The sequence below is a fragment of the Halorubrum sp. SD683 genome (genome assembly GCF_002135045.1).
GTDB classification, from domain to species: domain Archaea; phylum Halobacteriota; class Halobacteria; order Halobacteriales; family Haloferacaceae; genus Halorubrum; species Halorubrum ezzemoulense.
Genome location: NZ_NEWJ01000025.1, coordinates 1 through 25,915 on the forward strand (window position 1 = coordinate 1; position 25,915 = coordinate 25,915).

Sequence of the window (25,915 nt, forward strand, 5' to 3'; positions counted from 1 at the left end):
GCGGGTCGCCCGAGGGTGGACGTACCCGCTGGACGGGGAATCAGGGTGACGAACTGACGCTCGTCGCGGCGTGCCGCGACGTGCTTCGCGTGGTCTCAGCTCAGGAAGGAAGCGACTATGAAGATGATCTTGGGCCAGTTATCGAGGAAGCAGACGACCTCTCCCAGCCGCTGGGAGAGGTCTGGACCGATGGACTGCCAGCTTACCGAGGCATGGAGCACGATCACCAATACGTTGTCCACGACGAGAGGTACGTCTCCGACAAAGGCGTCCACACGAACCAGGTAGAGTGTCTCTGGTCACTGCTCCAACCGTGGTTGGCGAAGTTCCGCGGCCTGTCCAAGCAGGGCTTGGAGCAGGCCGCTCGGACCTACGGCTTCCTCCGGTCACTGAACCTTACTGGGGCACCGATCCACAGTCTCGTGGACTGTATCGCTGTCAATGTATTCCGCTAGTTCCGCCAGTCTACCGAAGAGCGGTCTCGCCCGCACGGAGGGATTTTACCCGGTCGACCTCCACGAGCGCGAGACGACGGACCTCGACCTCGACTGGAAGCGGCTGTACAACCTGCCGCTCGCGGAGCGACTCGGCGAGTACCTCGAAGTCCCCTTCGAAGATATCAAGCCCGAACTGCCGCAGTGGACACTGACGACGGACGTCCGTCCCGACCCGGAGAACGTGGAGATGCTCCCGTTCGTTGCCGGCGAGCTGTCGATTGTCCGCTCGCCGGAGACCGTCACACCGGTTGACGACGACGGCGGCGTCGGCGTCGGCTTCTTCGGCGGCGCGGACCGAAGCCCGTCGGCGGCCACGAGGCGAGAGGTCCCGGTCGGCGGCGTCGCGCCCGACGGCGGCGCCCTCGGCGACGCCGAGTTCGTGCGCGGCGGCGCGAGCGCTGGCGCCGAGAGCACGGCCGACACGAGCGCGGGGACTACCCGCGGCGCCGACGCCTCCGCCGAACGCGGCGCCGTCTCGGCCCAGACAGAGTTCGTCCGACCGGAGCCTGTCGACACCGTCGAGCACGCGTGGGTCGGTGACGGCGTCCCGCTCGACGCGAACAAAGCGACGCTCGACGCGTACCACCGCCGGCTCGAAGCGGGCCGGGTCGAGCAGTCGCGCATCTCCGTCCTCGTCGTCTGTAACGACGAGCAGATGCGAGAGGAGGGCAACGTCGCCGACCTCTACGGGCTCCGCGACATGGTCCAGTTCGATATCGAGGTGCGCCACGACCTCACCCGCGCGGAGATGCGCGAGGTGCTGGAGTCGGACGTCGACTTCCTCCACTACATCGGCCACGTCGACGACCGCGGAATGCAGTGCGCCGACAGCTACCTCGACCTGACGGACGAAGACCTCAAAATCGGCGTCAGCGCCTTCCTGCTGAACGCCTGCCAGTCCTACCAGCAAGGCGAGGCCCTCGTCCACCGCGGCTCGCGCGGCGGCATCGTCAGCCTCTCAGACGTGGCGAACTCCCCCGCAACGACGCTCGGTCGGATCATCGCCCGCCTGATGAACAGCGGGTTCAACCTCCGGACCGCACTTCACGTCGCGAAGCGGGAGTTGATCACGGGTCACCAGTATATTGTGGTCGGCGACGGCGGGACGACGATCTGTCAGAGTCGGAGCGGAATTGCTCCTGTCGTACAATTGGCAAAGTCAGATGATGGATTGTATAGCATGGAAATCGATTCGTACCCGAATGGCCCGTATGGAGTCGGAACAATGACCACGCCCAATGTGGATACAATCAACAGTTCATATTATGTTCCAAGTCATATTCACATGGACTCGGCCAGCAAAGAATCGATTAATCAGTTTGTTGAGCTAGAGACTCTACCGATATTTCTTGGGGAAAAGCTGACTTGGAGCGACCGAGTGGAACTTTAAATCACGGACCGGGGTTGGAGGCCATCGCGTTCGCCGCAGCGGGCGCCGCCTGCGTCAGCAGCAGCAGCGCGGTGAACAGGACGCCGGCCATTTTCGGGTGCTCTGCCACGTATTCCGCCACACTTTCGTGCATATTCGGAAAGTATCAGGATAAATAAATATTAAGATTGTTCTGCGGTTGTATTATAGAGATATTTGAAGTGTAAATAGTTTGTATTAAATTGGTATGGCCGCTGAACGCCGAGAAATCGCTCGTTCTGCTCCGATCGACAGCGGCTGAGAACCGGCGCGGTCGCGGGATCCACCGAGGACCGCGTTTTTTCACCGCGCGGCGCGGAAGGGACGGTGCCATGACCGACATCGAAGCGGCGATCCGGGAGGCGTTCGAGCACACGGAGTACAACCTCGGAAACGTCGCGGTCAACCGCCGACAGGTCCGCGTACCGGTGATTCAGGAGGGCGCCGATCCCGACGCGCTCCGGGCGGTGATCGAGGAGGCGCTCGGGGCGGACGCGCTCGCGACCGTGACCGTCACGACGGAGCGCATCGCCGGCGAGGACACCGTCGGCACCGTCGTCTCGTTCCGCCATCGGGACTGAGCCGACCGAGGGGCGATTCAAGGGCCAAACGGGGGATTCGGCTCGGACACTTCCGACTGCGACGCGGTACGATTAACAGGGCGGTACCCGTACACACGGATCACACGATGAGGGCCGAGGACGGACACGGCGGCGCACAGTACCTCGCCGGCTCGCCCGTTCGGGTCGCGATACTCCGGGCGCTACGCGACGACCCGCGGCGCCCGGCGGAGTTGACCGACGCGGTCGACGCGACCCGAACGACGATCCAACGGATCCTCGGCGGGTTCCGCGAGCGGGACTGGGTGGTGAAACGCGACGCCGCCTACCGGGTGACGCCGACCGGCGAGCGCGTCCACGACGCCTACGAGACGCTCCTTACAGAGGTCGAACGCGGCGAGCGGTACGGCGGGTTCGCCGAGACCCTCGAACGGGCCGGCGTCGACTTCCCGCCGGAAGGGATCCCCGACAGCGACATCACCGTCGCGTCCGAGAAGAACCCCCTCGCGGTCGTCGACCGGCTGACGGAGCTCCTCCACGAGAACCACGGCGGCGAGATCCGGGCCGTCTCCCCGGTCGTCATCCGGCAGTTCAACGACGCGGCGGCCGCGGCGCTCGACGACGGCGCGAACGTGGAGCTGATCATCGACCGCGACGCGGCCGACACGTCGGTCGCGGAGTTCGAACCCGCGACCGACCGCGCGCTGGACGACGACGCCGCGGAGGTGTACGTCAGCGCCGAGCCGATCGAATACGGGCTCTTCCGCTGCGGTGACGTGGCCTGCGTGGCCGCGTACGACGAGCAGAACAACCCGCGATGCGTCATCGAGTCGACCGACGACGCAGTCGTGGACTGGGTCGACGACGCGTTCGCGTCGCTGCGAGCCGACGCGACGCGGCTCTCGACGGTCGTCGAGCGCGCCTGAGAAGAGACGCGGAGGCCGCTACGCGTCGTCGCCGTCCTCGGCCGCGTCGTCGGCGTCGTCGTCCGGGTCGAAGTTCGCGGGAACGACCGTCGGGTGGTCGATGCCGACGGAGGGCGTGGTGGCGCTCATGGCTCTATTAGATGCTAGGCGAACGACACCCTAAAAATTACCCATAGGCATAACGCATCCGTATGCGGACGTCGGATGCGCTACGGTTATACAGCGTTACGCGATCTGTTCGTCGTACAGGTCCTGCGCGTGTTCGATGGCGTCCTTCGCGGCCTGTTTGTCCTCCCAGCCGAGCGTTTCGACCTCCTTGCCGGCCTCGAGGTTCTTGTAGGTCGCGAAGAACTCGTCTATCTCGTCGAGGGTCTGCTGGGGGATGTCGTCGAGGTCCTCGATGTGGTCGAATCGGGGGTCCTCGGTCGGCACCGCGATCACCTTGTCGTCCTGCTCGCCGTCGTCGTCCATCTTCATTAGCGCGACGGGGCGGGCCTCAACGACGCAGCCGGGGAACGTCTGGTCCTCGACGAGCACCATCACGTCGAAGGGGTCCTCGTCGTCGTAGTACGACTGCGGGATGAAGCCGTAGTCGTACGGGTAGTGGACGTTCGAGTGGAGCACCCGGTCTAAGACGACGCCGGGAATGTCCTTGTCGTACTCGTACTTGTTCCGCTCGCCTTTGAGGCACTCGACGACGGCGTAGATCTCGTCCGGCGCGTTCGGTCCCGTCTCGAGATCTTCCCAGAGGTTGGCCATGTGCCTGATGATGGGTGGATGTCGGGCAAAGTCCTTTCGGGATCGCACGGGCGCACGCCGTCCGAAGCCGTCCGGAGTCGTCATCGGCGGATCGGGCATCACCGGCCCGGAGCGGGCCGAGCGCCGGATTTGGGGGTTTCGATCGGACGCCGAACACCAATTCTGGCTGACGGATCGTCGGCGTACCAGCGGACGCGGAATCGATCGGTCGAACGCCCCGAGCCGCCGGATCGAACGCGCATCCGCCGAGAGAGCGCGCCTACCGACGCACTCGGATAAATCCGGGAAGTGACGCATCGCAATGATAGTGACTGTTGAGAAGGATTATAAGTTCGAGCGCCCTCCCTACTACCATGTCAGAGGCACAATCAGTCCCTGATGAGTCGACAGCCGCGAGCGATCTCACCGCGTTCCAGCAGAACATCCTCAGTATCCTGGCCGAGGAGCCCATGTACGGTCTCGCCATCAAGCGGGAGCTCGAGGCGTACTACGGCTCCGAAGTGAACCACGGTCGCCTGTACCCCAACCTCGACGACCTCGTCGACCACGGGCTCGTCGAGAAGAGCGAACTCGACAAGCGGACGAACCAGTACGAGCTCACCGACGCGGGCCACGACGTCGTCCTCGACCAGATCGAGTGGGTCCTTGACCGCTTCGTCACCGACGAGGAACGCGCAGACGAGGTCCGGGCGCTGCTTGAGTAACGAGATCCGGACGCGACGCCGGCGCGGCGAGCGGCACCGAACACCGAACGAACATTTTGGCACACGGCGCGGCGAAAGCCGCGTTCTCTTTCCGCTGAGTCGCCGCTACGTCGAATGGTCGTCTCCGCGACCGCCGGCCTCGTCGCCGCCGTCAGCGCCGTCGGGATCGGCGGCGCCCGCGTCCGCGGCGGGACCGTCGACCCCGGCCGCGACCGACTCGATCACCGACAGCGACTCGTCGACCGCGGCGAGCTGCTCGTCGGTCGGCCAGCCGTTGCGGACCAGATACTCCTCTCGGAACTCGGTACGCATCGCCGGCGTGGCGTCGTCGACGGGGCGGACGTAGTGGTTGCTCATGAACGCCGCGAACGTCTCGGCGGTCCGGGCGTGGACGTCCGCCTCCCGCTCGGCGACGGCCTCGGCGACCGCCTCGTTGTACGCGGCCACCTCGCGGTAGCGGTCGGCGTCGCCGGGGCCGGACAGCGACACTTCGACGGCGCGCTCGGTGTCCTCGACGCGGTCGAGCTGGACGGTCCCGTCGTCCATCCACTCGTCGGGGTACAACACGAGCGCGTCGTCCTCGTCGCGGACGCGCGCGGTGTAGCCGTACTCGGCAGCGAGGGCGTCGCGCCGCTCCCGGTACTGGTCGGCCGCCTGCTCGATCTCCGGCGTCGGCTCCGCGGACTCGGCCTCGCGGGCGAGCCGCGTGAGCCGCTCCGCCTCGTCGACCGCCTCGACCGGGACGTCCGGGACGCGCTCGTCGTCGGGTTCGGGCGTTTCCGCGGTCGCGGAGTCGTCCGCCCCCTCGCCCGCCGCCGCGTCCATCATCTCCCGCGCGCGCTCCTTCGCCCACTCCGGCGGTTCGTCGTCAGTTCGCGTCATCGAGTGCCTCGTTCGCCAGATCGTCGGCGCGTTCGTTTATCTCCCGCGGTACGTGCGCGATCGACCACCGGTCGAACCGCTCCAGCAGCTCCCGGGCCCGGACGCGACGCTCGCGGAGTTCCGGGTCGTTGGTGTTCCACTCGCCGCGGACCTGCCTGACGATCAGCTCCGAGTCGCCGCGGACGTCGATCGCGTCGAAGCCGTACTCGTCGGCCGCCTCCAGCGCACGGACCAGCGCGGCGTACTCGGCCTGGTTGTTCGTCGCGCGGCCGATCGGCTCGCCGCCCTCGGCGACGACCCCGTCGGACGTGACCAGACACCAGCCGACCGCGGCCGGACCGGGGTTGCCGCGGGAGGCGCCGTCGAAGTAGACGTGCGCGCGCCCGCCGCCGTCGCGCAGCAGGGCGGTCAGGCGGGTGGGGTCGCTCCCCTGGACGACGACCTTGTCGTCGTACGCGACCGCGACGGCCCCGTCGCGGTCGGCGCGCCACCGCTCGTGTGGCGTGTTGCCCTCGTCGATCCGAACGCCCGCGTCGGCGAGGCGCTCGCGCGCGGCGGCCGGGTCGCAGTCGATCGTCGGCATTCGGCCGGACTCCGCGCTCGCCGGACAAAGGGCTGTCCGTCCGCCGCCGGGAAAAAAGCCCGAACGGATGAGGCGCAGCCGACACGGGCGGTGCGTCCCTCGATCACGACGCGATGACCGCGTCGAACGTCGAGTCGAACCTGCTGGCGTCGCTCGACGCCGTTCGAGAGCGGTGCGGCACCGTCGTCGTCACCTGTTGCTACCGGTGCGCGACCGGGTCCGAGTTCGGCGGCGAGTGGCGCGGCGTGCCGGTCGGGCCGCTCCTCGACGGGGCGCCGCCGGACACGACCCACCTCCGCGTCGAGTCCGCGGACGGGTACCGCGCGCACGTCGCGGTGCGAGAGGCGCTCGACGCCGTCGTCGCGACGGAGCGCCTCGACGGCCCGGCGGACGGCCTCCCGCGGCTCGTCGGCCCGGGATTCGACAGTTCGCAGGCCGTCAGGGACCTCGCGGCGCTCGCGCCGGTCGCGCTCCCGCCCGACGCCGACCCCGTGCCGGGGACCGTGGGCGGAGACGGGTCGGAGCCGGGCAGCGAGTGAAACGCGAGGGCATAAACCGGGTACCGACGCATGAGTCCCGCGACGCGAGACGCTGGCGCGACGGACGGGTCCGCGGCCGGAGAGTCGCGGGCGGCCGACGACGCGCGGGGAACCGACCGCACCCTCCCGACCGTCGTCGGCGTCGCGGGCCCGCGCGGGTCGGGGAAGACGTCGCTGATCGAGCGACTCGTCGACGCGTTCGCCGCGGTCCGCGAAGCGGTCGACGCGGTCGATCCGCCGGAGTCGCTTGACCGACTGGACGGGCCGGGGGGCGAACCCGCGGCGTCCGAGGGGTGTTCCGACGAATCCGCGTCCGACTGGACGTCGCACGAAGGTGTGCCAACGACCCACACGGTAACGAACTTTTAAGTTAAACGGATTGGATAGCATATAAATGCGATGACACGGCCCACCCGGCAACGGGATCACGACCGGCAGCGCGTGGGGGACGAGGACGCCGAGGAAGACGAGATCGACGTCGAGGCGATCGAAGACGTCGACGAACTGGACCCCGAGGACTTCGATCCGGAGGATCTCACTCGGACGGCCGACGGGGAGCTGATACACGAGGAGACGGGGATGATCATCGAAGACGAGCAGATCGATCCCGGCCCGGAGTGGCGCGCGTTCAACCACTCGGAGCGGCAGGAGAAGTCGCGCGTCGGCGCCCCGACGACGAAGACGATGCACGACAAGGGGCTGACGACGACGATCGACTGGAAGGACAAGGACGCGTACGGGCGCTCTATCTCGTCGAAGAAGCGCTCGCAGATGCACCGACTGCGAAAGTGGCAGGAGCGAATTCGAACCAAGGACGCGGGCGAGCGCAACCTCCAGTTCGCGCTCTCGGAGATCGACCGCATGGCGAGCGCGCTCGGCGTCCCGCGCTCGGTGCGGGAGGTCGCCTCGGTCATCTATCGACGCGCGCTCAACGAGGACCTCATCCGCGGCCGCTCCATCGAGGGCGTCTCCACCGCCGCCCTCTACGCCGCCTGCCGCAAGGAGGGCATCCCCCGGAGCTTGGAGGAGATTTCTGAGGTGTCTCGTGTCGACCGAAAGGAGATCGGCCGGACGTACCGCTACATCTCCCAGGAGCTCGGGCTGGAGATGCGGCCGGTCGACCCGAAGAAGTACGTCCCGCGGTTCTCCTCGGAGCTGGAGCTGAGCGAGGAGGTCCAGTCGAAGGCGAACGAGATCATCGAGACGACCGCCGAGCAGGGGCTGCTCTCCGGGAAGTCCCCCACCGGCTACGCCGCCGCCGCCATCTACGCCGCGTCGCTGCTCTGTAACGAGAAGAAGACCCAGCGCGAGGTCGCCGACGTGGCGCAGGTCACCGAGGTCACCATCCGGAATCGGTACCAAGAGCAGATCGAGGCGATGGGGATCCACAGCTAACGGCCCCGCGGAAGCGGCACGGTTTTTTTCCTCGACGTTCAATCGCGAGACATGCTGGTCTGCGGAACCCACCGCGGACTGTATCGGCTCGACGGACCGCACGACGACCCGACGCGGACGGCCGAGTGCGGCCGCGTCCACGAGGTCGCACCGAGCGGCGACGCGCGGCTCGCCGCGACCGCCGACGGGCTGTTCCGGTCGCCGGACGGCGAGGACTGGCGACCGCTCGACGGCCCGGACGACCCCGTCTCCGTGCTCGCCGGCCCCGAGACCGTGTTGGTCGGGACCGGCGACGCCGACGTGCTGCGCGCGCGACCGGCGACCGACGGGTGGCGCTTCGACCTGGTCGGCGACCTCGGCGCGCACCCGCACGGCGACCGCTGGCGGGACCGCGCGCCGAGCGGGGCGCCGAGCGTCAGGACGCTGGCCGTCCACCCGGACGACGGCGTCCTCGCGGGGTTAGAGCCCGGCGGCGTCTACGCGTTCGGCGGCGACTTCTGGCGGCGGTACGGGGAGGGCGTCCACGACGACGTCCACGACCTGCGCGTGCTCGGTGGCGGGGGCGTGGTCGCCGCCACCGGGAACGGGCTCTATCGGACGGACGGCGGCGACCGGTGGTACCGGCTCGATACCGACTTCCGCGACTTCTGGGCGAACTACTTCCGGGAGTCGGTCGTCCACGACGGCCGCCTCTACGCCAGCGCGAACCGCTGGGGACCGGAGGCGCCCGCGGGCGTGACCCTCTCGGCGGCCGCGGACGACCCCGCGTTCGACGCCGTCGCCGATCCGTTGCCCGCCGCCGATCCGGCGTTCGCGATCTCCTGGGCGGTCGTCGATGGGGCGCTCGTCGGCGGGACGATGCGGGTCGACGAGGACGGGTTCGCGCCCGAGGCGTCGGCCCCGCTGATCCGCCGCGAGGGCGACAAGTGGACCCTCGGGGCCGAACTCCCGGCCGGCGTCACGTCGCTCTCGACCTGACCGTCCCGCGCCGCGGGGCCGCGGCGGCGACACCGTCAAGTCCGACTCGCCCCTACGGTCGGCGAATGCGGCTCGACGAGTTCATCGAGTACGAGGCGAACGAGCGGGCCGAGCGGCGGCGCCTCGCGAGCGAGAAGGACTACGGCATCCTCGATCACCTCGACTCCTTCGAGCGGCGCTTCGACGAGCACGTCTCCGACGACGCCGTCGTCGGGAGCGTCTCGCCGTCAATCTTCGTCGGCCGCGCCGACTACCCGAACGTCTCGACCGGCCTGCTCTCGCCGGTCGGCCGCGAGGAGCGGGCCGAGGCGTTCGAGACCTCCGCCGCGTGGTACGAAGAGGGCGTCTCCATCTCTGACGTGTTCGACCGTCGGACGAGCCTGCTCAACTCGACGCGGGGGGTCGACGTGGCGGACGCGGGGGCGAGCGGCGGGGTGAAGTCGGTCGGCGAGGGCGGACCGGCCGAGAGCGTTCACGACGCGTGGGACGGTTGGCTGGGCGTCCAGCGCGAGATCGCCATCGCGGACCGGCCGGTCGACGTGGAAATCGGGCTCGACGGCCGGCCGGACCTCGACTTCGAGGTCGGCACGGAAGACATCAAGACGCCGACCGGGCCGCGCGCGGCGGCGCGCACGGCCGACCTCGGCGAGAACCCGCACGTCCCGCGGCCGGTGAAGAAGACGCTCGAAGACGACGACTGGCGCGCGGAGGGGGCGATGACGTACCTCTACCGTCGCGGGTTCGACGTGTACGAGATCAACACGATCCTCTCGGCGGGGGCGCTCGGGCGCGGCGAGAACCGTCGGCTCGTCCCGACGCGCTGGTCGATCACGGCCGTCGACGACACGGTCGGCCAGTTCCTCCGCGGGTCGATCCGCGACAACCCGACGGTCGACCGGATCGAGGTCCACCGCAACGAGTACCTCGGCAACGCCTTCTGGGTGATCTTGGTGCCGGGGCGGTGGGAGTACGAGCTCGTCGAGATGAAGTCGCCCGGGTCGATCTGGAACCCGGACCCCGAAGCGGGGGTGTACCTCGCGGCCGCGAGCGAGGGCCGCGAGGGACGGACCGGCTACGTCGAGGAGACGGCGGGCGCATACTACGCGGCGCGGCTGGGCGTCTTGGAACACCTCGACGACCGCGGCCGGCAGGCGAAGGCGCTCGTCGTGCGCCACGTCTCCGACGACTACTGGGGTCCGGTCGGCGTGTGGCAGGTGCGCGAGGCCGTCCGCGACGCCTTCGAGGGGGAGCGGGGGACGGCGGAGACGTTCGGCGAGGCGGTCCGCGGCGTCGCCGACCACCTGCCCGTCTCGCTCGGCCGGCTCCGCCGGAAGTCGACGCTGGCGGCGGGGCTACAGGCGAACCTCGCGGACTTCGTCGACGCGGAGTGAACCGGCGGGCGAAGGGCCCTCGCCGCCGATCCGTTTTAGTCACGGGCCCGAGTGGGCGGCGTATGGTCCCTCTCGCCCTCGCGTTCGGCGGCGTCCCCGGCGGTCCGGAGCTGGTGATCGTCCTGATAATCGCCGTCCTCCTGTTCGGGGTCCCCCTCGTTCTCGTCGGGGGAGCGGTGCTCTACCTCACGACTCGGTCTGACGACGGGTCCGAGGACGGTGCGTCCGGAGCGGGAGGGCCCGACGCCGAGCGGATCGCGGAGCTGGAAGCGGAGGTCGAGCGGCTCCGAGAGAAGGTGGATGACGGGGCGCACGAGGAGGAGGGCGAGCGAGCCTGAGCGGCGCCGCCGCGTCGACGCACTCGCGGCGCGTCGATCAGTCCTCTGCCCAGTAGTACAGTTGCTCGCGCGGCGCGTCGCAGTTCGGGCAGTTCGCCGGGAGCTGGTCGCCGATCTCGCCCATCTCGCCGCACTCCCAACAGCGCCACATCACGTACGCGGTGCCGAACACGTCCCTGGCGTCGGTGAGCGCCAGCGTGTCGGTGCTCGACGGCGACGCGACGTAGAAGCCGTCGTCGTCGACGCCGCGGATCGACCCGAGCCGCTCGCCGTCCTCGTTGTACACCGCCTGTCCGATGCTCACGTCGGCGAATACGGGTTCTTCGGAGGCCATACGCGGCAATAAGTGCCGGTAGTACATAAGTGTGGTACCAAATGTCACGAAGCGTAGCGAGGAAAGTGGCGGCGAGGGGGCCGGAGCGCGGCCTCGGAGTCGGGACCGGCGGGACAAGCGATTCGACCGGAACAGGAGGTGCGACGGGGGTGGGGAGTCGGCGGAACCGGTCAGGCGACCGGCGTGCGCTCGACGACGGTCCCGTCGACGGTCGGGTACTGTTCGACGATCTCGCCTTCGTCGAGGTCGCCGTCCTCGATCATCTCCTCGAGGAGCCACCACGCGACCTCGACGTGGTTCGACTTGACGGTGTAGAACTCCTCGGGCACGCCGAGCGCCTCGAACCGCTCGGGGTCGGCGAACGCCTTCCCGTAGACGAGCGTCCCGTCGTCGGTCACCTCGTCGAACTCGCGGCGGATGTTCTTCGCCATCCGCTTGAGGCGGTTGCGGTGTTGGGCGGCGTCTTTGAACACCGACGTACAGAAGTACACCTTCTCGTGGCTCGCCATCTCTTCGAGGATGGCGTCGTCCTTCGACCCCTCGACGGCGGACATGTGGCCCTCCTGTAGTTCGAAGCCCTCCTCTTGCATCCGGCGGTAGTTCCCGTCGGACATCTCGAACTCGTTGATGTTACAGAACTTGGCGGCGCCCTCGTCTAAGAACTCCAAGAACTCCGGCTCCGCGCGGATGCCGGGGATCTCGAAGGCGGGGGTGAGCCCCTCCTCGCGGGCGATGTGGAGGATCTCCTCCCACTCGGTGCCGTGCATGTCGCCCCACATCTCCAGCGGCGGGTGGAAGCGGATCTCGTCGAGGCCGGCCTCCGAGAGGCGGCGCATGTTCTCGCGGCCGCCCGTGATGCCCGTGTAGAGGTGGGTGTGGTGGTCCTCACCGAACTCGTCTTTCAGCAGTTCGAGGTACCGGGTCGTCTTCGCCATCGCCTCCTGCGGTTCGCCGCCGGTGATCGAGGTGCCGAGCGCGCTCATACGCTTGGCCTCCTCGATCACGTCGGAGTCGGACTCGACCTTCCGCTCGTTGGCGTACACGTCGGTGACGTTCTTCCGGTTCTCTCCGAGGGGGCAGTAGAAGCAGTCCCGCTGGTCGCAGTAGCCGTAGACGAAAAGCACCATCTTCCCGCCCTTGGCGCACTGTTCGCAGCCCTTGGAGATCATCTACCCCATCCTACCGGCCGCGGCCTCAAAAAGCGTCCGAACCGCGCGCTCCCGAGAGAGCCGTTGGCACGGCGGAGCGGCACCGAACACAAAGTATGTACCCCGCATGGTGTCAGTAGCGGCCATGAACCGGAACCCGAACGCCGAGAACGCCGCGGAGAACAGTAACGCGAGCGACGCGGTCACCCGTCGCCGGGCGCTCGCGGCCGGCGGTGCGGTCGGCCTCGCGAGCCTCACCGGCTGTACCGCGCTCGACGTCGCGACCGGCGACGGGCCCGCGGAGTTCGCCGCCGGCACCGCGACGGTGGCCGACGCGACGCTCTCGGAGAGCGGGTACGAGCTCAACGAAGTGTCCGACGAGACGATCTCCCGAGAGGTCGAGGCGGCCGGACAGACCCGAGAGGTCCGGGTGACGAACACCGTCGCGGAGTAGGACAAGGCGGTCGAACTGCTCGGCGAGCGCTACCAGGCCGCCGTGTTCGCCGCGGTGACGACGCCGCAGATAGAGGTCCTCGGCCGGGCGCTCAACCCGATCGCGGAGATGGAAACCCGCGAGCGCGCCGAGCTCATCTTGAGCCGCTTCGAGAACGTCGGCGGCTTAGAGCGCGGCTCGGAATACTCGACGAGCGTCCTCGACACCGACACGGCGGTCGTCGTGTACACGGTCGATGCGGAGATCGAGGGGACGGGCGTGACCACCGAGCTGGAGCTCCACATCGGCGAACCGGTCGGCGTCGAGGACGACTTCGTCCTCCCGCTGGCGGCGTACCCGGCCGCGTTCAGCGACGGCGAGAACGTCCGCCGGATGATGAACGGGGTCGAACACGAGCCGACCGACGAGAGCTGACGGCGAGGCGACGCAGTCGGCGGATCGCGTGCGACGCGGAGGGGCGACGCGAGCCGAAAACATATGTCGTCCCCTCGCGTAGCCCCGTTCGATGCTGCTCGTCCTCTGCGTCGACCTCGACGACGACCTCGGCCGCAAGACGGGGATCCCCACGCCCGTCATCGGCGACGAGGACGTCACCGAGGCCGCGGTCGCGCTCGCGACCGCCGACCCCGAGGACTCCGACGTCAACGTCCTCTTCCAAGGCGTCAACGTCCACGACGAGCTGGCCGCCGACGGCGAGGCCGTCGAGGTCGCCGCCGTCACCGGCGTCGACGGTCCCGACGTGAAGGCGAACCGCGCGGTCGGCCAGGAGGTCGACCGCGTGCTCGCCGAGCTGTCGACCAGCGAGGAGGTCTCCGCGGTCGTGATCACCGACGGCGCACAAGACGAGTCGGTCCTCCCCGTGATCCGGTCGCGGATGCCGATCGACGGGATGCGGCGCGTTGTCGTCAGACAGGCGCAGGACCTCGAGTCGCTGTACTACACGATCAAGCAGGTCCTCGCCGACCCGGAGACCCGCGGCACGATCCTCATTCCACTCGGCGTCCTGCTGTTGATCTACCCGCTCGTCGTGGTCGCGAACCTCTTCGACGTGGCGGGGGCGGCCGTGCTGGGGATCCTCTCCGGCGCGGTGGGGCTCTACTCGCTGTTCCGCGGGCTGGGGCTCGAAGACAGCGTTGACGGCGCCGCGGAGAGCGTCCGGAACGTCCTCTACACCGGCCGCGTGACCCTCGTCACCTACGTCGTCGCGCTCGCGCTGGTCGTCGTCGGCGGCGTACAGGGAGTCGAGACCGTCGACGCCGTCGGCGGGGTTCAGGGGAGCTCGCTCGCCGCCGGCACCACCCTCGCCGCGTTCGTCCACGGCTTCGTCCAGTGGCTCGGCGTCGCGGGCGTCACCTCCAGCCTCGGGCAGATCACCGACGAGTACCTCGCCGGCCGGTTCCGGTGGCGCTACCTCAACGCCCCCTTCTACGTGGTCTCCATCGCCGTCGTGCTGTTCGCGGTGTCGGGGTTCTTCCTCCCGGACGCGCCGGGCGTGACGGCGCTCGGGCTCTCGGAGTTGGCGATGGCGCTCGCGGCGGGGACGCTCATCGGCGTGTTGAGCACGCTCGCGTTCGCGGTCGCCGAGTCACAACTCCCGTCGGCCGAACCGGTGTGATGCCGCCACGGCGGCGCCGAGGGCGAGCCGCGGCGCCCGCCGTCGGACAGGTCAGGCCGGGGCGGTCTGCCAGCCGATGAATCGGTCGAATCCGTACGTGAACCCGAGGGACAGCGCGGCGAACACGACCCAGCGAAACACGTCGAACGCGCCGGTAAACGCGAGGACGTTGAAGACATACGAGAGCGACGCTCCGACGAATCCGGCGACGAGGAGGGTACGGCGGTCGTCCATGGGGTCCGCTCGACGCTCCGCAAGTTAGCTCTTCTGTCGGGAAACCGCCCCGACCCGACCGTCTCTTGGTGTCGCCAGCGCGCTCGCGACGACGTGGCAGACTATCGCGGCGTCCAATCGTCGCAGGCTTCCATGTCGTCCATCAGCTCGTCGTAGTGGCCGCAGTAGGGGCGCATCCCGTCGTCGGTCCGGACGTAGTCGAACTCCGCGCAGTTGCCGCAGTAGGCGTCTCCGGGCCCGTCACGCGCCGCGGGAGAGCCGGGCGCGGGCGCGGACTCCGGCGTGGTCGGGGACTCCGGCCCGTCCGTCGGCCCCGCGTCGTCCAGCGGCGAGGTGATGTCGCTGTCGGCGCTGCCGCCGTCGCTCACGCCCGGCGACCCGGGGACGGAGCGACCGCTCGCCCCGGAGCGCCCCCCGCTACTCGTTCGTCCCGGACGGTCCGACCGCTCGGCGCCGCTCGGCGCTCCCGCTCCGTCGCTGTTCGGCGTTCCCACTCCGCCCGACCGGTCGGTGCCGCGCGGCGTTCCAGACGAGTTCCCTCCAGAAGGCGGGCTCGAACGCGACGGCGCGGCGCCCGGGGAGTCACTCTCGGCGTCGTCGGGGCGGTTCGTCTGCGTCTCGATCTCGCCGTCGGGGGTCCCGCCGAGGAGGCCGACGCCGCCGCGGCTCCCGAGCTGGTCGCGGGAGACCTCGACGACCTTCGTCTCGCCCTTGTGGGTCACCTCCATCGTGACGGTGCCGCCGGGGTCGTTGCGGGTCTTGAAGTTGGCGACGCCGACGAAAACGCTCCACAGCGTCGTCGCGGCGCCGAGGAAGTAGACGCCGGCGGTGGGGAGGGTGAGGTCGGTCAGCTCCGGGCGCGGGCCGCCAACCCACTGCTGGGGGTACGCGTGCGCGAACAGCGCCACGCCGAGGCACATGACGGCCGCGCCGACGACGGCCGCGGCGTAGGTGTTGCGGTCGGCCGGGAGGACCGCCATCACGCCGAGCAACACGAGAGGAACGCCGACGCCGCCGAGGATTCCGCCGAGCTCCCGGGCCGCGCCGGAGCTGTAGCCCGCCGGCACCGCCACCTCCGCCGCCACGAGGATGCCCGCGACGACGAGCAGCGCGCCCGCGGCGAACGCCCCCACGCCGAGGTACAGCCGTCGCGGGTCGACCCCGGAGTGCCCCCGTCCGCCGTACGCCTCCGAGAGACTGGTCATGGGCGGGGTACGTCGTCCACCCTGAAAACAGTACGTCAGACGATCACCCGCGGAAGCGAGCGAGGGCGCGGGGCGCACATGCGGGCGACCGACGGCGGCGACCGCTCGCGGATCCGGCCCCTGTGTAGAGCGCGCGGTCGGGTGTCGAGCGTGGGTCGATACGCGACCGCCGGATAGGCGGGGTATCGGCGACTGAACGTGTGAAATGCGAGTGTTGCCACCGGATTTATCACCTCCAGACGCGATGATTCGTCAATTGGTAGCACAGATGGAGCCGATAACCGAACCGATCCGCGTCCTGTACGTCGACGACGAGCCGGAGTTCGCAGAGATGGCTGCGACCTTTCTCGAACGCGAAGACGACCGGTTCGACGTCGAGATCGTACCGAGCGGGACCGAGGGATCAGCGAGGCTTGCCGACGAGGCGTTCGACTGTGTGATATCCGATTACGAGATGCCGGGCCGGAACGGGATCGAGTTCCTCCAGGCCGTCCGCGACGATCACCCCGACCTCCCGTTCATTCTCCACACCGGCAAGGGAAGCGAGGAGGTCGCCAGCGACGCGATCTCGGCCGGCGTCACCGATTACATTCAGAAGAAGGGGAACGCCGATCAGTACGCGCTCCTCGCCAACCGGATCCTGAACGCCGTCGAGGCGCACCGATCGCGGCGTATCGCGGCGGATCGAACGCGGCGGTTAGAGACGCTCATCGGCAACCTTCCGGGGATGGTTTACCGATGTCGGAACGAACCGGAGTGGCCGATGGAGACCGTCAGGGGCGAAGTCGAGGCCCTCACCGGGTACAGCGCCGGCGCGATCGAAGGCGACGGCGGGGTCGTCTGGGGCGACGACATCCTTCACCCGGATGACAGAGAGGAGATGTGGGCGACCGTCCAAGCGGAACTCTCCGCGGGCGACACCTTCGAGGTCACCTACCGAATCATCACCGAGGGCGGCGAGACGAAGTGGATGTGGGAGCGCGGACGGGGCGTGTACGCGGACGACGGCGAACTGGACGCCTTGGAGGGGTTCATCACCGATATCACCGAGCGGAAACAGCGTGAACAGGAACTCGCGAAGAGCGAGTCTCGGTACCGGACGCTCGCGGAGAACTTTCCGAACGGCGCCGTCTTCTACGTCGACGGCGAGTTTCGGTATGAGATCGTCTCCGGAGGTGGCTTCGACCCGCTCGACACCGCCCCCGACGACATCGTGGGTCACAGCGTCTCCGAGGTCGAACGGTTCTCCGAGGAGCTCGTTGAGACGATCGAGGCGATCCACGAGGCGACGCTGGCCGGACGGTCCGAGCGCGTCGAGGTGCCGTACGAGGATCGGGTCTTCGAGATACGCACGGCGCCGGTGCGCGAGGACGGCGACGTCGTCGCCGGGTTACACATCGCGCGGGACATCACCGAGCGGCGGGAACGCGAGGAAGAGCTACAGCGACAGAACGAACGCTTAGAGAAGTTTGCGAAGGTCGTCAGCCACGACCTCCGGAACCCGCTGAACGTGGTCGAAGGACGGCTCGAACTGGCCCGAGCCGAGTGCGACAGCGACCAGCTCGTCGGGGCCGAGAGTGCGCTCGAACGCGGTCAGGCGCTTGTCGACGACCTGTTGTCGTTGGCGCGCGAGGGAAAGGTCGTCACCGAGGCCGAGCCCGTTCTCCTGAAGCCGATAGTCGAGCAGTGCTGGGCGAGCGTCGAAACCGGCGACGCGACGCTGAACGTCGACGCTGACCAAGCGGTGAGGGCCGACCGGAGCCGGCTGAAGCAGCTCCTCGAGAACCTGATCCGGAACGCGGTCGACCACGTCGGTCCGGAGGTGACGGTCGAGGTCGGGCGCCTCGCGGACGGGTTCTACGTCGCGGACGACGGTCCCGGGATCGTCGCAAACGACCAGGAAACAGTGTTCGAGTCGGGGTATTCGACGGTGCCGGACAACACCGGGTTCGGGCTGGCGATCGTCGACGAAATCGCGGACGCGCACGGGTGGGACGTGACCGTCACCGAAAGCGCGTCCGGCGGCGCGCGGTTCGAGATCACCGGGGTCCAGTTCGACACGTAGACCCGGCGTCGCGGGCGCCCGGGCGGGCGTCCGAAAGCTGGAGACGCGTCGTAGCGCGGAGCGCGCGTCGACGGCTGACTAGCCCGACCGGCCCCGTCGCGCGCCGCTCAGACGAGTGCGTCGACGTCAACGTTGTCGGCGAGCAGTTCGGCCATCCGGTCGACCGTGCGAACGTCGCGGGTGCGGCCGCCGCGGACGACCTCCTCGGCGCGGTCGATGGCAGTGACTGTGTCCGTGTTCACGGCGAGGACAGGCGTGCCGGCGTCGGCGGCCTTGCCCAGCACCGCGCCGGAGGGGCGGTGCCCGCCGGTGAGGACGAGGCAGGCCACGCCGGAGGCGTCGAGCGCCGCGGTCTGGACGTCCGCGCGGTCGCCGCCGGTGATGACGGCGGCGTCGCGGGCGCGCCGGAAGTAGCGGAGCGCCTCGTCGCCGCCCATCGCGCCGACGAGGAAGCGCTCGACGAAGGCGTCGGTCGACGCGTCGGTGAGGAGCTCGGCCCCGAGCTCGTCCGCGAGCTCGCCGACCGTGACGCCCGCGAGCTCCTTCTCGTACGGGAGCGCGCCGAACACGGTGACCCCCTTCGATTCGAGGAACGGGATGCCGTCCTGATCGAGCGACTCGAAGGCGTCGTCGGACACCTTGTTGAACACGACGCCGGCGAGGCGGTCGCCGAACGCGTCGGCGGCCGCCAGCACGTCGTCTAAGTCGTTCGGCGAGCCGTACTCGGCGACGAGGACGACGTTCGCGTTGAGCAGCTCCGCCACGTCGACGTCGGTGAGGTCGACGACGCCGCCGGTGGTCCAGCTGCCGCCGCCCTCGACGAACACCTGGTCGTGGTCGGCCGCGATGTCGTCGTACTCCTCGCGAATGCGGTCGCGCAGGGCCTCGGAGTCCTCGGTGCCGCGGATGGCGCCCTCGACGAACGTCGGCGAGTAGACGACGGGCTCCATCTGGTGCATCTCGGCGTCCAAGCCGAGCACCTCGCGGGCGAGCATCGGGTCTTGATCGAGCGTCTTCCCGACGTTCGACTGGAGCCGGGTCCCCTTCGGTTTCATGTAGCCGACGCTGCTGTCCTGGTCGGCGGCGAGCCGCGCTAAGGCGACGGTGATCGCTGTCTTTCCGGCGCTGTCTCCGGTCGCGGTGACGAGTGTGGTGGGTGTGTCAGTCATTGGTGGGTTCCTCCGCGTCGAGCGGCTGTTGTTCGGTCTCCGCCAGATCGAGCTCCTGCGGGTCGACGGTGAGTCTCACGTCAACGGCGGCGGCGTTCGTGCCGCCGTCGTCGTCGGGCAGTGCGACGAGGGGGTTGATATCGAGTTCGAGGATGGCCGGGAAGTCGGTGACTAGCTGCGAGAGCCGGCCGATCGTCTCGATCACGGCGTCGACGTCGACCGGGTCGCGGCCGCGGGCGCCCCGGAGCAGGGGCGCCGACTGGATCTCCTCGGTCATCTCCCGCGCTTCGGGCTCGGAGACGGGCGCGACGCGGAAGGTGGTGTCCTCCATCACTTCCACGAAGATGCCGCCCAGCCCGAACATCAGCAGCGGGCCGAACTGCGGGTCGCGGTTCATCCCGACGATGGTCTCGACGCCATCGTCGAGGTCGACCATCTCCTGAACCTGGACGCCGAGGACGGTCGCGTCCGGCTGGTAGTTGCGGGCGCGGGTGATCAGGTCCTCGTAGGTGTCGGCCACGTCGTCGTCCGCGACGCCGACGGCGACGCCGCCGATGTCGGACTTGTGGAGGATGTCCGGCGAGACGATCTTCATCACCACATCGCCGTCGACGCCCTCGGCGACCTCGCGGGCGCGCTCGGGCGAGTCGACGATGGCGCCGTCGGGCGTGGGGATGCCGTACGCGTCGAGCAGTTCCATCGCCTCGACGCCCAAGCGGTTGTCGTCGCGGTCGCGCACCGCTCCGAGGATCTCGCGGGCGCGCTCGCGGTCGACGTCGAACGACATCGGGTCGGCGTACTCGCGCGCCTTGATGTCGCGGTAGGTGGCGAGCGTCGCGAGACTGTCGATAGCGCGCGCGGGATCGAAGTAGCAGGGGATCCCCCGCGCCTGAAGCTGCTGTTTCGGCTCGCGGGTGCGGTCGCCGCCCATCAGGCAGGCGGCGACGGGCGCGTCCATCTCGTCGCTCACGTCGGTGATCGCGTCCGCGAGCTCGTCGAAGTCGATCGTCGCGGTCGGCGCGGCCAACACGAGGGCGGCGCCGACGTTGTCGTCGGTGACCGTGATCTCCAACGCCTCTCGGAACCGGTCGACGTCGGCGTCGCCGATCACGTCGACCGGGTTGTGGATGTTCGCCTCGTCGGGCATCGACTCGGCGAGCGCGTCGCTCGTCTCGCTCGTGAACGACGCCATGTCGAGGTCGGCGTCGCCGACCGCGTCGGTCGCCATCACGCCGGGGCCGCCGGCGTTCGTGACGATGGCGACGCTGTCGGTGTCGGGGAGGGGCTGGCTGCCCAAGATCCCCGCAGCGTCGAACAGCTCGTCGACCGACTCCGCGCGGATCACGCCCGCCTGATCGAGCCCCGCCTCGTACGCCTTGTCGGAGCCGGCGAGCGTGCCGGTGTGCGAGGAGGCGGCCTGCGCGCCGGCGCTCGTGCGCCCCGACTTCACCGCGACGATCGGGGTGTCCTGCGAGGTCTCGCGGGCGGTCTCGATGAACTCGCGGCCGTCTTCGATCCCCTCGAGGTAGCCGATGATCACGTCGGTCTCCTCGTCGTCACCCCAGTGGTCGATGAAGTCCGTCTCGTCTAAGACCGCCTTGTTGCCGAGCGAGACGACATCCTTGAATCCGATCCCGTTGTCGTTGGCCCAGTCGAGGACCGCGGTGACGAACGCGCCCGACTGGCTCATGAAGGAGAGCCCGCCGGGGAGCGCGTTCTCGGGGCCGAACGTGGCGTTCATCCCCGAGGGCGTCGACATGATCCCCAGGCTGTTTGGGCCGACGAGGTTGAGGTCGTACTCGTCGGCTAGCTCCGCGAGGCGACGCTCCCTCGCCGCTCCGTCCTCTCCGGTCTCCCCGAACCCGGCGGTGATCACGACGACGTTGCGGACCCCCGCCTCCCCGCACGCCTCGATGGCGTCCAACACGATCGAGGGGGGGACGACGACGACCGCGACATCGGCGTCAGCGTCGGCGACGTCGTCGACACAGGGCGTGTCGAGCACCGCGTCGTAGTTCGGGTTGACGGGGACCGTGTCGCCGTCGAAGTCGTCGAGGAGATTCGACGTGACGGCGCGGCCGACGGCCCCTTCGCGGGCGGTCGCGCCGACGACGGCGACCCGGTCCGGGTCGAACAGCTCGTTGAGCGTACCCATCAACCCGGGAGTACGCGAAGCGACGGCTTAAGATCGGTGGGATGTTCTTCGGAATCGGAGTCAACGGTGAACGATCGATCGGGTTTCGGTCAACCGTTCGTGGATCCCGGCGGTGAGTCGGGGGGGCCGTCGAGATCCGCGGCAGTCTCGGACGCGGAGAGGCCGGAGTCAATCGGCTCCGAGCCGGTGGGCTCCGGATCGGCCGACTCCGCGCCGCCGGCTTCGGATTCGGGCTGGGTGGTCCCGGCGTCGGAGGGGGGCGACTCGGCGGTCTCGGCGTCAGCCGAGGGCGACTCGGCGACCTCAACATCGGACGGTGGCGAACTGACGACCGGCGTCATCTCCCCCGCGTCCGGTCCGGCTGGCGTCGGGCGGGCGTCCGGCGCGACCGGATGGGTCCGATCCACCGTCGAGTCGCCGGGGTCACAGTCGGCGTCGGGGACACAGATCGTCACCTCGTTGCCGTCGGCGCCGGCGTCGAACGCCAAGTCGCCGCCGGACCGATCGGCGATCCAGTAGACGAGCCACAGCCCCATCCCGCCGGTGTGTCTGAGGTCGTCCATCTTCCACCGGTCGGTGATCGGGTCCCGCTCGGCCGGGGGGATCGGCGGCGCGTTGTCGCGGACCGCGATCTTGACCCGGTCGGCGGGCGCGGTGACCTCGATCTCGACGCTCGGCGCCGCCTCGGCGTGTTCGATCGCGTTCTCGATCAGTTCGGCGATCGCGTAGTCGAGCTCGGGGTGCGTGAACGCCCGCACGTCGCCGGGGCAGGAGACCGATATCTCCGCGGTCGGACTTGACCGGTCGTCGACGGCGTCCGCCACCGCGCTCTCGACGAGCGGCGCGACCCGGAGGGGTTGCGGGTGTTCGTGGTGGCGGAGGAGGTCGATCACGCCGCGCTGTTTCTCGGCGGTCGTCAACAGGTCGTCGGCGACCCGGCGAACCGTCTCCGCGTGGTCGATCAGGTCGGCGGCGAGTTCGGCCAGGTCGAACTCGTCGGGAACGACACCGCGTTCCTCGGTCGCCGTCGCGCTGACGGCGTCTTCGACGCGGTCGGCGATGCGCTCCGCGGTGCCGTCGACGATGTTCATGTCGTTGCGGATCGTGTGTCGGAGAAGGTTGTCCATCACCGTGAGCTGACGCTCGCGGCGGTACTCGTCCGTGACATCGCGGGCGAAACCGGTGACGGCGACGACCTCGCCGTCCTCCCACACGGGGCGCGAGGGCACCCTGACCCAGGTGGTCCGCCCATCGGCCGGCCCGATCCGGTAGTCGAGGTTCGTCGGCTCGCCGTCGGAGAGCCGCTCCATCGCGTCCTCGACGGCCGGACGGTCGTCGGGGTGAACCGCGGCGAGGAACATCTGCGGGCGCCGTTCGAGCGCGTCCGGCTCGATCCCGAACACGGATTCGAGCGCGCCGTTGACGAATAACAGGTCCTCCAAGTCGGCGCTGAACATCCAGAGCACGTCCGGCGACGTCGACGCGATCGTCTCCAAGCGCCGGCGTGACTCGACCTCAAGGGTGACGTCGCGAGAACTCAGCGCGTAGCCGTCGAGGCCGGTCTCCGACGGCGGAAACACGCGGGTGCGAAACCACACCCAGTCGCCGTCGGCAGTCGCGTAGCGGTACTCCAACGGCGATTCCGGGGCGGTTCCGCCGGCGACGAGGGCCTCGAACGCCGTCCGAACGCGGTCGGCGTCGTCGGGGTGAATCAGGTCGAAGGCGTCGGTCCCGACGAGCGTGTCGGGGTCGAACCCGAGCAACTCGCGGGTGGCCGCGTTGAGGTATCGGAACCGGCCCTTCTCGTCGATCACCGCGACCTTGTCCTGCGCAAGGTCGACGAGAGTTTCGGGTTCCGGTGAGCGGGACATACGGAACACCTTCGAGAACTGGCGTATAAGCGTGGCCGCGTGATTATCAGGTGCGAAAACGGTCGCCGACGAACCGCCGGGCGAACGCGCCCTGATCGCACCTCCGGGAGGCCGATCCGTCGCGCCGTGGCAGATCAGTCGGCCGAGACGCCGGGGGCGTTGAGCGCGGCGGCAAGCGGGTCGGCCCCCTCGTCGTCGACCGCGAGCGAGACGCCGTCGTCGCCGAACTCGATCGCGGCCTCGGCGGCATCGCGGACGTACTCGGCGGCGTGGTCGCCGTCCGGGTCGAGCCGAACCCCCTCGGCGAGCAGCGGCGTCTCGCTCAGCAGCTCAACCTTCCGGTAGGCGGTCGAGAGGGCGATGTCGCAGTCGTCGGCGAGTTCGCTCGTCGTCTTCGGCGTCGCCGCGGCGGCGAGGATCGCCCGACAGTCGGCGTCGGCGAGCGCCTCGAACGTCGCGTCGAGCGCCGCGTCTCCCTCGGTCGTCGTCGTGGCGTCGGTCGTGCGCGGGGGGCGTTTCATACCTGTACGTTACGGCTACAGCCTCCCGAACTGTGGCCCCTCATATGCGGGGGTTTTTATACCCAACCGCGCGCCCGCCAACGTTTTTGCCCGGCGCGGGCACGGACGAACGAGATGGGATCGGGAATCCGGGCGGAGGTCTCGCTGCCGACCGCGGCGGCCTCGCCGTTCGACGGCGTCGTCGACGGAACGACGCCCGTCACGGGCGTCACGCGGTGTACGCCCGCCGACGACCGCGAGCGAGTGGTCGTGGAGTTCATCGCGGACGCGGACCTCTCGGTCGCCGAGGGAGTCGAAGTGGTCTTCGACTACGGCGGCCGAGCGGCCTACCGGTTCGAGGCGGCGGTCGACCCGGACTCGCCGTTCGCCGTCCTCGACCGCCACGAGACGCCCGTCTCGGAGGCGGTGGTCCGCGACGGGCGGCTGCGCGTCACCTTCCACGCGAGCGACTTGCCGACACTGCGGTCGGTGTTGGAGGCGTTCCGCGAGGCGTGTCCGGAGATGGAGGTGAAGCGCCTGCTCCAGTCGTCGACGACGCCGACGGAGTCGGACTTGGTGACCGTCGACCGGAGCGAACTGACGGAGCGCCAACGCGAGGTGCTCGAAGCCGCCTACGAGGCGGGGTACTTCGACCACCCGAAGGGCGCCAACGCCGGCGAGGTCGCGGCGTCGCTGGGCATCGGTCGGTCGACGTTCACCGAGCACGTCGCCGCCGCCCAGCGGAAGCTGTTCCGGTCGCTGCTTGACTAAGGATCGATTATCACATTCCGACGCCGCGAGAATCCGAGGTCCGTTTGATGGGCATGGGGAGCGTACGCACGGGTATGACGGGGCGATCCACCCACACCTTCGTCTGCCCGGAGTGTCGGCGCTCGATCGAGGTGGACGACGCGATGCGGGCGACGCTACTCGAGACGGGCTGTGTCGTCTGCGGGGCGCCGGTCACCGAGGAGGACATCGGCGAGGCGCCGACGACCAGCTGAACGGAGTCGGCCGGCGACCGCCGCAGAGCCTCCGCCGTCGTCCGCACCGCAGAGACGCCTCCCCGCTGTCCCCGCGCTGCGCGCCGTCTCGTTCCCTTTATCAACTCGTGGGAAGAAGGTTCGATATGCCGACGAACAGCGAGGTCGAGATGTCGTCGACCGAGGTGGACGCACACCTGTCTCGCCACGAGACGGGCGTTCTCGCGCTCGCGCGCGACGACGCGCCGTACGCGATCCCGATCTCCTACGGGTACGACGCGGACGAGCGCGCGTTGTACCTCCGGCTGGTGTCGACGCCCGACAGCGAAAAGCGCGGGTTCCTCGCGTCGACGCCGCGGGCCCGCGTGGTCGTCTACGAGGACGAAGACGACGAGTACGCCAGCGTCGTCGGCGTCGGCACCCTCGAACGCGTCGACCTCAACGAGCTCACCCCCGAAACTATCGCCCAGTACGGCGAGACGCAGCGTCCCCTCTTCGAGATCTGGGCCGACGACAAACCGGACCTCAACATCGAACTCTACCGCTTTGCGCCCCAAGAACTGACCGGACGGAGGGTCGTTGTCGAGCGCGACGAGGCGTAGGGATTTTTTTGATTAGGTTTGTATTTAATCCAAACTGATCTTTCTGCCGTCTCATGGGAAGCGCAGAAGTCAGGCTGTTTGACACCCTCCCCGCGCTGAAGCGCCAAGATTCCCACGGCACCGCACCACTGGGCTGGGATATTGTATTTTACCTAAATTGAGGCGCTGAGGCCCCTTCCTCAACGAACGAGCGAAGCGAGTGAGTAGAGAGGGGATACAGCGTTCACAAGAGCAGAGCTCTTGTGTGCGGACGAGACGCAAGAGCGTGGCATTCAGCGTGGACTACCGTTTTAATTGCTCAAGGTAGTAGGCGAGGATCCGCCATTCACATTCAACGCCTCGCTGTTCAATCACACGCCTACGGATGCGCCTCTATGACTAGACTTTTGCTGGTCGCAGAGGTACTTCAGCCCGATATTCTTCACCGCATTATTTCACTACTCGATCAAAACGAAAGGTGTCGGCAACGCACCTGGACCGATGCCAAGTCAGGTAACCGTACACACTAGTACAGACCCCAGAGTAGCATCGCCGACAACAACCGGTGACTCTTGCTGGATAGATAGCTACCTGTCCAAGCAACAATTCGACTAGAATTACATGTCGAAAATATACTGACT

At 68.6% G+C, this 25,915-nt stretch carries 27 protein-coding genes and 3 pseudogenes; 17 read left to right on the plus strand and 13 right to left on the minus strand.

Annotated elements, in window-relative coordinates; all coding sequences use genetic code 11:
* A partial coding sequence (locus tag B9G49_RS08310) for an IS1595 family transposase (protein ID WP_143414693.1) occupies window positions 1-455 on the plus strand: 455 nt, incomplete at its 5' end.
* A 25-nt stretch (window positions 456-480) separates the two neighbouring features.
* Window positions 481-1,887, plus strand: a pseudogene (locus B9G49_RS08315) (caspase family protein); the annotation flags it as partial.
* A gap of 1 nt (window position 1,888) precedes the next feature.
* Here B9G49_RS08315 and B9G49_RS17140 read toward each other — a convergent pair.
* On the minus strand, window positions 1,889-2,020 hold the full coding sequence (locus tag B9G49_RS17140; protein WP_255376745.1) for a hypothetical protein: 132 nt from the start codon (window positions 2,018-2,020) through the stop codon (window positions 1,889-1,891).
* 217 nt (window positions 2,021-2,237) lie between these two features.
* On the opposite strand from B9G49_RS17140, the gene B9G49_RS08320 reads away from it, so the two are divergent.
* Window positions 2,238-2,486 (plus strand): hypothetical protein, encoded by a 249-nt coding sequence (locus B9G49_RS08320; RefSeq protein WP_086216063.1) that lies wholly within the window; start codon window positions 2,238-2,240, stop codon window positions 2,484-2,486.
* A gap of 107 nt (window positions 2,487-2,593) precedes the next feature.
* Entirely contained in the window at window positions 2,594-3,391 is a 798-nt protein-coding gene (locus B9G49_RS08325; protein WP_086216064.1) for a winged helix-turn-helix domain-containing protein, read from the plus strand.
* 225 nt (window positions 3,392-3,616) lie between these two features.
* Here the strand turns inward: B9G49_RS08325 and B9G49_RS08330 are convergent, their stop codons facing one another.
* A complete protein-coding gene (locus B9G49_RS08330; protein ID WP_049931373.1) occupies window positions 3,617-4,150 on the minus strand; it encodes an inorganic diphosphatase in 534 nt (177 codons plus the stop codon).
* Window positions 4,151-4,503: 353 nt separating this feature from the next.
* On the opposite strand from B9G49_RS08330, the gene B9G49_RS08335 reads away from it, so the two are divergent.
* Window positions 4,504-4,854, plus strand: a complete 351-nt coding sequence (locus B9G49_RS08335) for a PadR family transcriptional regulator (protein ID WP_049931372.1) — start codon at window positions 4,504-4,506, stop codon at window positions 4,852-4,854.
* Between the two features lie 105 nt (window positions 4,855-4,959).
* On the opposite strand, the gene B9G49_RS08340 is transcribed toward B9G49_RS08335, so the two are convergent.
* Together B9G49_RS08340 and rnhA are read right to left on the minus strand one after the other, a co-directional pair.
* Window positions 4,960-5,736 (minus strand): hypothetical protein, encoded by a 777-nt coding sequence (locus B9G49_RS08340; RefSeq protein WP_233125179.1) that lies wholly within the window; start codon window positions 5,734-5,736, stop codon window positions 4,960-4,962.
* Complete coding sequence (gene rnhA / locus B9G49_RS08345; protein WP_049931370.1) at window positions 5,723-6,319, minus strand: ribonuclease HI; 597 nt, start codon at window positions 6,317-6,319, stop codon at window positions 5,723-5,725. Before rnhA ends, B9G49_RS08340 begins: the two co-directional genes overlap by 14 nt.
* A 113-nt stretch (window positions 6,320-6,432) precedes the next feature.
* Between rnhA and B9G49_RS08350 the strand changes: the two genes are divergently transcribed.
* From B9G49_RS08350 to B9G49_RS08375, 6 genes are all read left to right on the plus strand, one after another.
* Window positions 6,433-6,858 carry a pterin operon protein gene (locus B9G49_RS08350; RefSeq protein WP_086216065.1) on the plus strand — a complete coding sequence of 142 codons (426 nt, stop codon included), beginning with the start codon at window positions 6,433-6,435 and terminating at the stop codon, window positions 6,856-6,858.
* 30 nt (window positions 6,859-6,888) lie between these two features.
* Window positions 6,889-7,227: a hypothetical protein gene (locus B9G49_RS08355; RefSeq protein WP_086216066.1), complete on the plus strand. Its 339-nt coding sequence runs from the start codon at window positions 6,889-6,891 to the stop codon at window positions 7,225-7,227.
* A gap of 30 nt (window positions 7,228-7,257) precedes the next feature.
* Window positions 7,258-8,253: a transcription initiation factor IIB family protein gene (locus B9G49_RS08360; RefSeq protein WP_086216067.1), complete on the plus strand. Its 996-nt coding sequence runs from the start codon at window positions 7,258-7,260 to the stop codon at window positions 8,251-8,253.
* 51 nt (window positions 8,254-8,304) lie between these two features.
* Window positions 8,305-9,231, plus strand: a complete 927-nt coding sequence (locus tag B9G49_RS08365) for a hypothetical protein (RefSeq protein WP_086216068.1) — start codon at window positions 8,305-8,307, stop codon at window positions 9,229-9,231.
* 65 nt (window positions 9,232-9,296) lie between these two features.
* On the plus strand, window positions 9,297-10,622 hold the full coding sequence (gene nreA, locus B9G49_RS08370; protein ID WP_086216069.1) for a DNA repair protein NreA: 1,326 nt from the start codon (window positions 9,297-9,299) through the stop codon (window positions 10,620-10,622).
* Between the two features lie 62 nt (window positions 10,623-10,684).
* Window positions 10,685-10,960, plus strand: a complete 276-nt coding sequence (locus tag B9G49_RS08375) for a preprotein translocase subunit TatA (RefSeq protein ID WP_049931364.1) — start codon at window positions 10,685-10,687, stop codon at window positions 10,958-10,960.
* 37 nt (window positions 10,961-10,997) lie between these two features.
* Here the strand turns inward: B9G49_RS08375 and B9G49_RS08380 are convergent, their stop codons facing one another.
* A complete protein-coding gene (locus B9G49_RS08380) occupies window positions 10,998-11,294 on the minus strand; it encodes a rubredoxin-like domain-containing protein (protein WP_049931363.1) in 297 nt (98 codons plus the stop codon).
* A 170-nt stretch (window positions 11,295-11,464) separates the two neighbouring features.
* Complete coding sequence (locus B9G49_RS08385; protein ID WP_086216070.1) at window positions 11,465-12,463, minus strand: radical SAM protein; 999 nt, start codon at window positions 12,461-12,463, stop codon at window positions 11,465-11,467.
* Window positions 12,464-12,587: 124 nt separating this feature from the next.
* Between B9G49_RS08385 and B9G49_RS08390 the strand changes: the two are divergent.
* Window positions 12,588-13,310 (plus strand): annotated as a pseudogene (locus tag B9G49_RS08390) (DUF6517 family protein).
* Between the two features lie 91 nt (window positions 13,311-13,401).
* The gene (locus B9G49_RS08395; RefSeq protein ID WP_049931361.1) at window positions 13,402-14,511 is read left to right on the plus strand and encodes a DUF373 family protein; all 1,110 of its coding nucleotides are present in this window, start codon (window positions 13,402-13,404) and stop codon (window positions 14,509-14,511) included.
* A 51-nt stretch (window positions 14,512-14,562) separates the two neighbouring features.
* Here B9G49_RS08395 and B9G49_RS08400 read toward each other — a convergent pair whose 3' ends face one another.
* On the minus strand, window positions 14,563-14,745 hold the full coding sequence (locus tag B9G49_RS08400) for a hypothetical protein (RefSeq protein WP_049931360.1): 183 nt from the start codon (window positions 14,743-14,745) through the stop codon (window positions 14,563-14,565).
* Between the two features lie 101 nt (window positions 14,746-14,846).
* Entirely contained in the window at window positions 14,847-15,950 is a 1,104-nt protein-coding gene (locus B9G49_RS08405; protein ID WP_086216071.1) for a hypothetical protein, read from the minus strand.
* Window positions 15,951-16,206: 256 nt separating this feature from the next.
* Here B9G49_RS08405 and B9G49_RS08410 point away from each other — a divergent pair, with 256 nt between their 5' ends.
* The gene (locus tag B9G49_RS08410; RefSeq protein WP_233125180.1) at window positions 16,207-18,015 is read left to right on the plus strand and encodes a response regulator; all 1,809 of its coding nucleotides are present in this window, start codon (window positions 16,207-16,209) and stop codon (window positions 18,013-18,015) included.
* A gap of 107 nt (window positions 18,016-18,122) precedes the next feature.
* Here the strand turns inward: B9G49_RS08410 and B9G49_RS08415 are convergent, their stop codons facing one another.
* From B9G49_RS08415 to B9G49_RS08430, 4 genes are all read right to left on the minus strand, one after another.
* Window positions 18,123-19,184: a phosphotransacetylase family protein gene (locus tag B9G49_RS08415; RefSeq protein ID WP_049931357.1), complete on the minus strand. Its 1,062-nt coding sequence runs from the start codon at window positions 19,182-19,184 to the stop codon at window positions 18,123-18,125.
* Window positions 19,177-21,339 (minus strand): acetate--CoA ligase family protein, encoded by a 2,163-nt coding sequence (locus tag B9G49_RS08420; protein WP_086216073.1) that lies wholly within the window; start codon window positions 21,337-21,339, stop codon window positions 19,177-19,179. Before B9G49_RS08420 ends, B9G49_RS08415 begins: the two co-directional genes overlap by 8 nt.
* Before the next feature lie 89 nt (window positions 21,340-21,428).
* Window positions 21,429-23,210, minus strand: coding sequence for a PAS domain-containing sensor histidine kinase (locus tag B9G49_RS08425; protein ID WP_086216074.1), 1,782 nt, complete (start codon window positions 23,208-23,210; stop codon window positions 21,429-21,431).
* 134 nt (window positions 23,211-23,344) lie between these two features.
* Window positions 23,345-23,731, minus strand: a complete 387-nt coding sequence (locus tag B9G49_RS08430; protein WP_049931354.1) for a helix-turn-helix domain-containing protein — start codon at window positions 23,729-23,731, stop codon at window positions 23,345-23,347.
* A gap of 114 nt (window positions 23,732-23,845) precedes the next feature.
* On the opposite strand from B9G49_RS08430, the gene B9G49_RS08435 reads away from it, so the two are divergent.
* The 3 genes from B9G49_RS08435 (at window position 23,846) to B9G49_RS08440 (ending at window position 25,295) form a co-directional block, all read left to right on the plus strand.
* Window positions 23,846-24,481, plus strand: coding sequence for a helix-turn-helix domain-containing protein (locus B9G49_RS08435; protein ID WP_086216075.1), 636 nt, complete (start codon window positions 23,846-23,848; stop codon window positions 24,479-24,481).
* Between the two features lie 74 nt (window positions 24,482-24,555).
* The gene (locus B9G49_RS16745; protein WP_198943826.1) at window positions 24,556-24,714 is read left to right on the plus strand and encodes a hypothetical protein; all 159 of its coding nucleotides are present in this window, start codon (window positions 24,556-24,558) and stop codon (window positions 24,712-24,714) included.
* Window positions 24,715-24,839: 125 nt separating this feature from the next.
* A complete protein-coding gene (locus B9G49_RS08440; protein ID WP_086216076.1) occupies window positions 24,840-25,295 on the plus strand; it encodes a pyridoxamine 5'-phosphate oxidase family protein in 456 nt (151 codons plus the stop codon).
* Window positions 25,296-25,645: 350 nt separating this feature from the next.
* Here B9G49_RS08440 and B9G49_RS17325 read toward each other — a convergent pair.
* A pseudogene (locus B9G49_RS17325) lies at window positions 25,646-25,726 on the minus strand (transposase); the annotation flags it as partial.
* Between the last annotated feature and the right edge of the window lie 189 nt (window positions 25,727-25,915).

Coding starts and splice junctions, on each gene's coding strand:
- B9G49_RS08325 (WP_086216064.1), top strand. CDS start 2,594: ATGAGGGCCGAGGACGGACACGGCGGCGCACAGTACCTCGCCGGCTCG.
- B9G49_RS08405 (WP_086216071.1), bottom strand. CDS start 15,950: ATGACCAGTCTCTCGGAGGCGTACGGCGGACGGGGGCACTCCGGGGTC.
- B9G49_RS08350 (WP_086216065.1), top strand. CDS start 6,433: ATGACCGCGTCGAACGTCGAGTCGAACCTGCTGGCGTCGCTCGACGCC.
- B9G49_RS08435 (WP_086216075.1), top strand. CDS start 23,846: ATGGGATCGGGAATCCGGGCGGAGGTCTCGCTGCCGACCGCGGCGGCC.
- B9G49_RS16745 (WP_198943826.1), top strand. CDS start 24,556: ATGACGGGGCGATCCACCCACACCTTCGTCTGCCCGGAGTGTCGGCGC.
- B9G49_RS08365 (WP_086216068.1), top strand. CDS start 8,305: ATGCTGGTCTGCGGAACCCACCGCGGACTGTATCGGCTCGACGGACCG.
- B9G49_RS08320 (WP_086216063.1), top strand. CDS start 2,238: ATGACCGACATCGAAGCGGCGATCCGGGAGGCGTTCGAGCACACGGAG.
- B9G49_RS17140 (WP_255376745.1), bottom strand. CDS start 2,020: ATGCACGAAAGTGTGGCGGAATACGTGGCAGAGCACCCGAAAATGGCC.
- B9G49_RS08440 (WP_086216076.1), top strand. CDS start 24,840: ATGCCGACGAACAGCGAGGTCGAGATGTCGTCGACCGAGGTGGACGCA.
- B9G49_RS08380 (WP_049931363.1), bottom strand. CDS start 11,294: ATGGCCTCCGAAGAACCCGTATTCGCCGACGTGAGCATCGGACAGGCG.
- B9G49_RS08420 (WP_086216073.1), bottom strand. CDS start 21,339: ATGGGTACGCTCAACGAGCTGTTCGACCCGGACCGGGTCGCCGTCGTC.
- rnhA (WP_049931370.1), bottom strand. CDS start 6,319: ATGCCGACGATCGACTGCGACCCGGCCGCCGCGCGCGAGCGCCTCGCC.
- B9G49_RS08400 (WP_049931360.1), bottom strand. CDS start 14,745: ATGGACGACCGCCGTACCCTCCTCGTCGCCGGATTCGTCGGAGCGTCG.
- B9G49_RS08355 (WP_086216066.1), top strand. CDS start 6,889: ATGAGTCCCGCGACGCGAGACGCTGGCGCGACGGACGGGTCCGCGGCC.
- nreA (WP_086216069.1), top strand. CDS start 9,297: ATGCGGCTCGACGAGTTCATCGAGTACGAGGCGAACGAGCGGGCCGAG.
- B9G49_RS08425 (WP_086216074.1), bottom strand. CDS start 23,210: ATGTCCCGCTCACCGGAACCCGAAACTCTCGTCGACCTTGCGCAGGAC.
- B9G49_RS08375 (WP_049931364.1), top strand. CDS start 10,685: ATGGTCCCTCTCGCCCTCGCGTTCGGCGGCGTCCCCGGCGGTCCGGAG.
- B9G49_RS08360 (WP_086216067.1), top strand. CDS start 7,258: ATGACACGGCCCACCCGGCAACGGGATCACGACCGGCAGCGCGTGGGG.
- B9G49_RS08395 (WP_049931361.1), top strand. CDS start 13,402: ATGCTGCTCGTCCTCTGCGTCGACCTCGACGACGACCTCGGCCGCAAG.
- B9G49_RS08335 (WP_049931372.1), top strand. CDS start 4,504: ATGTCAGAGGCACAATCAGTCCCTGATGAGTCGACAGCCGCGAGCGAT.
- B9G49_RS08330 (WP_049931373.1), bottom strand. CDS start 4,150: ATGGCCAACCTCTGGGAAGATCTCGAGACGGGACCGAACGCGCCGGAC.
- B9G49_RS08430 (WP_049931354.1), bottom strand. CDS start 23,731: ATGAAACGCCCCCCGCGCACGACCGACGCCACGACGACGACCGAGGGA.
- B9G49_RS08340 (WP_233125179.1), bottom strand. CDS start 5,736: ATGACGCGAACTGACGACGAACCGCCGGAGTGGGCGAAGGAGCGCGCG.
- B9G49_RS08415 (WP_049931357.1), bottom strand. CDS start 19,184: ATGACTGACACACCCACCACACTCGTCACCGCGACCGGAGACAGCGCC.
- B9G49_RS08385 (WP_086216070.1), bottom strand. CDS start 12,463: ATGATCTCCAAGGGCTGCGAACAGTGCGCCAAGGGCGGGAAGATGGTG.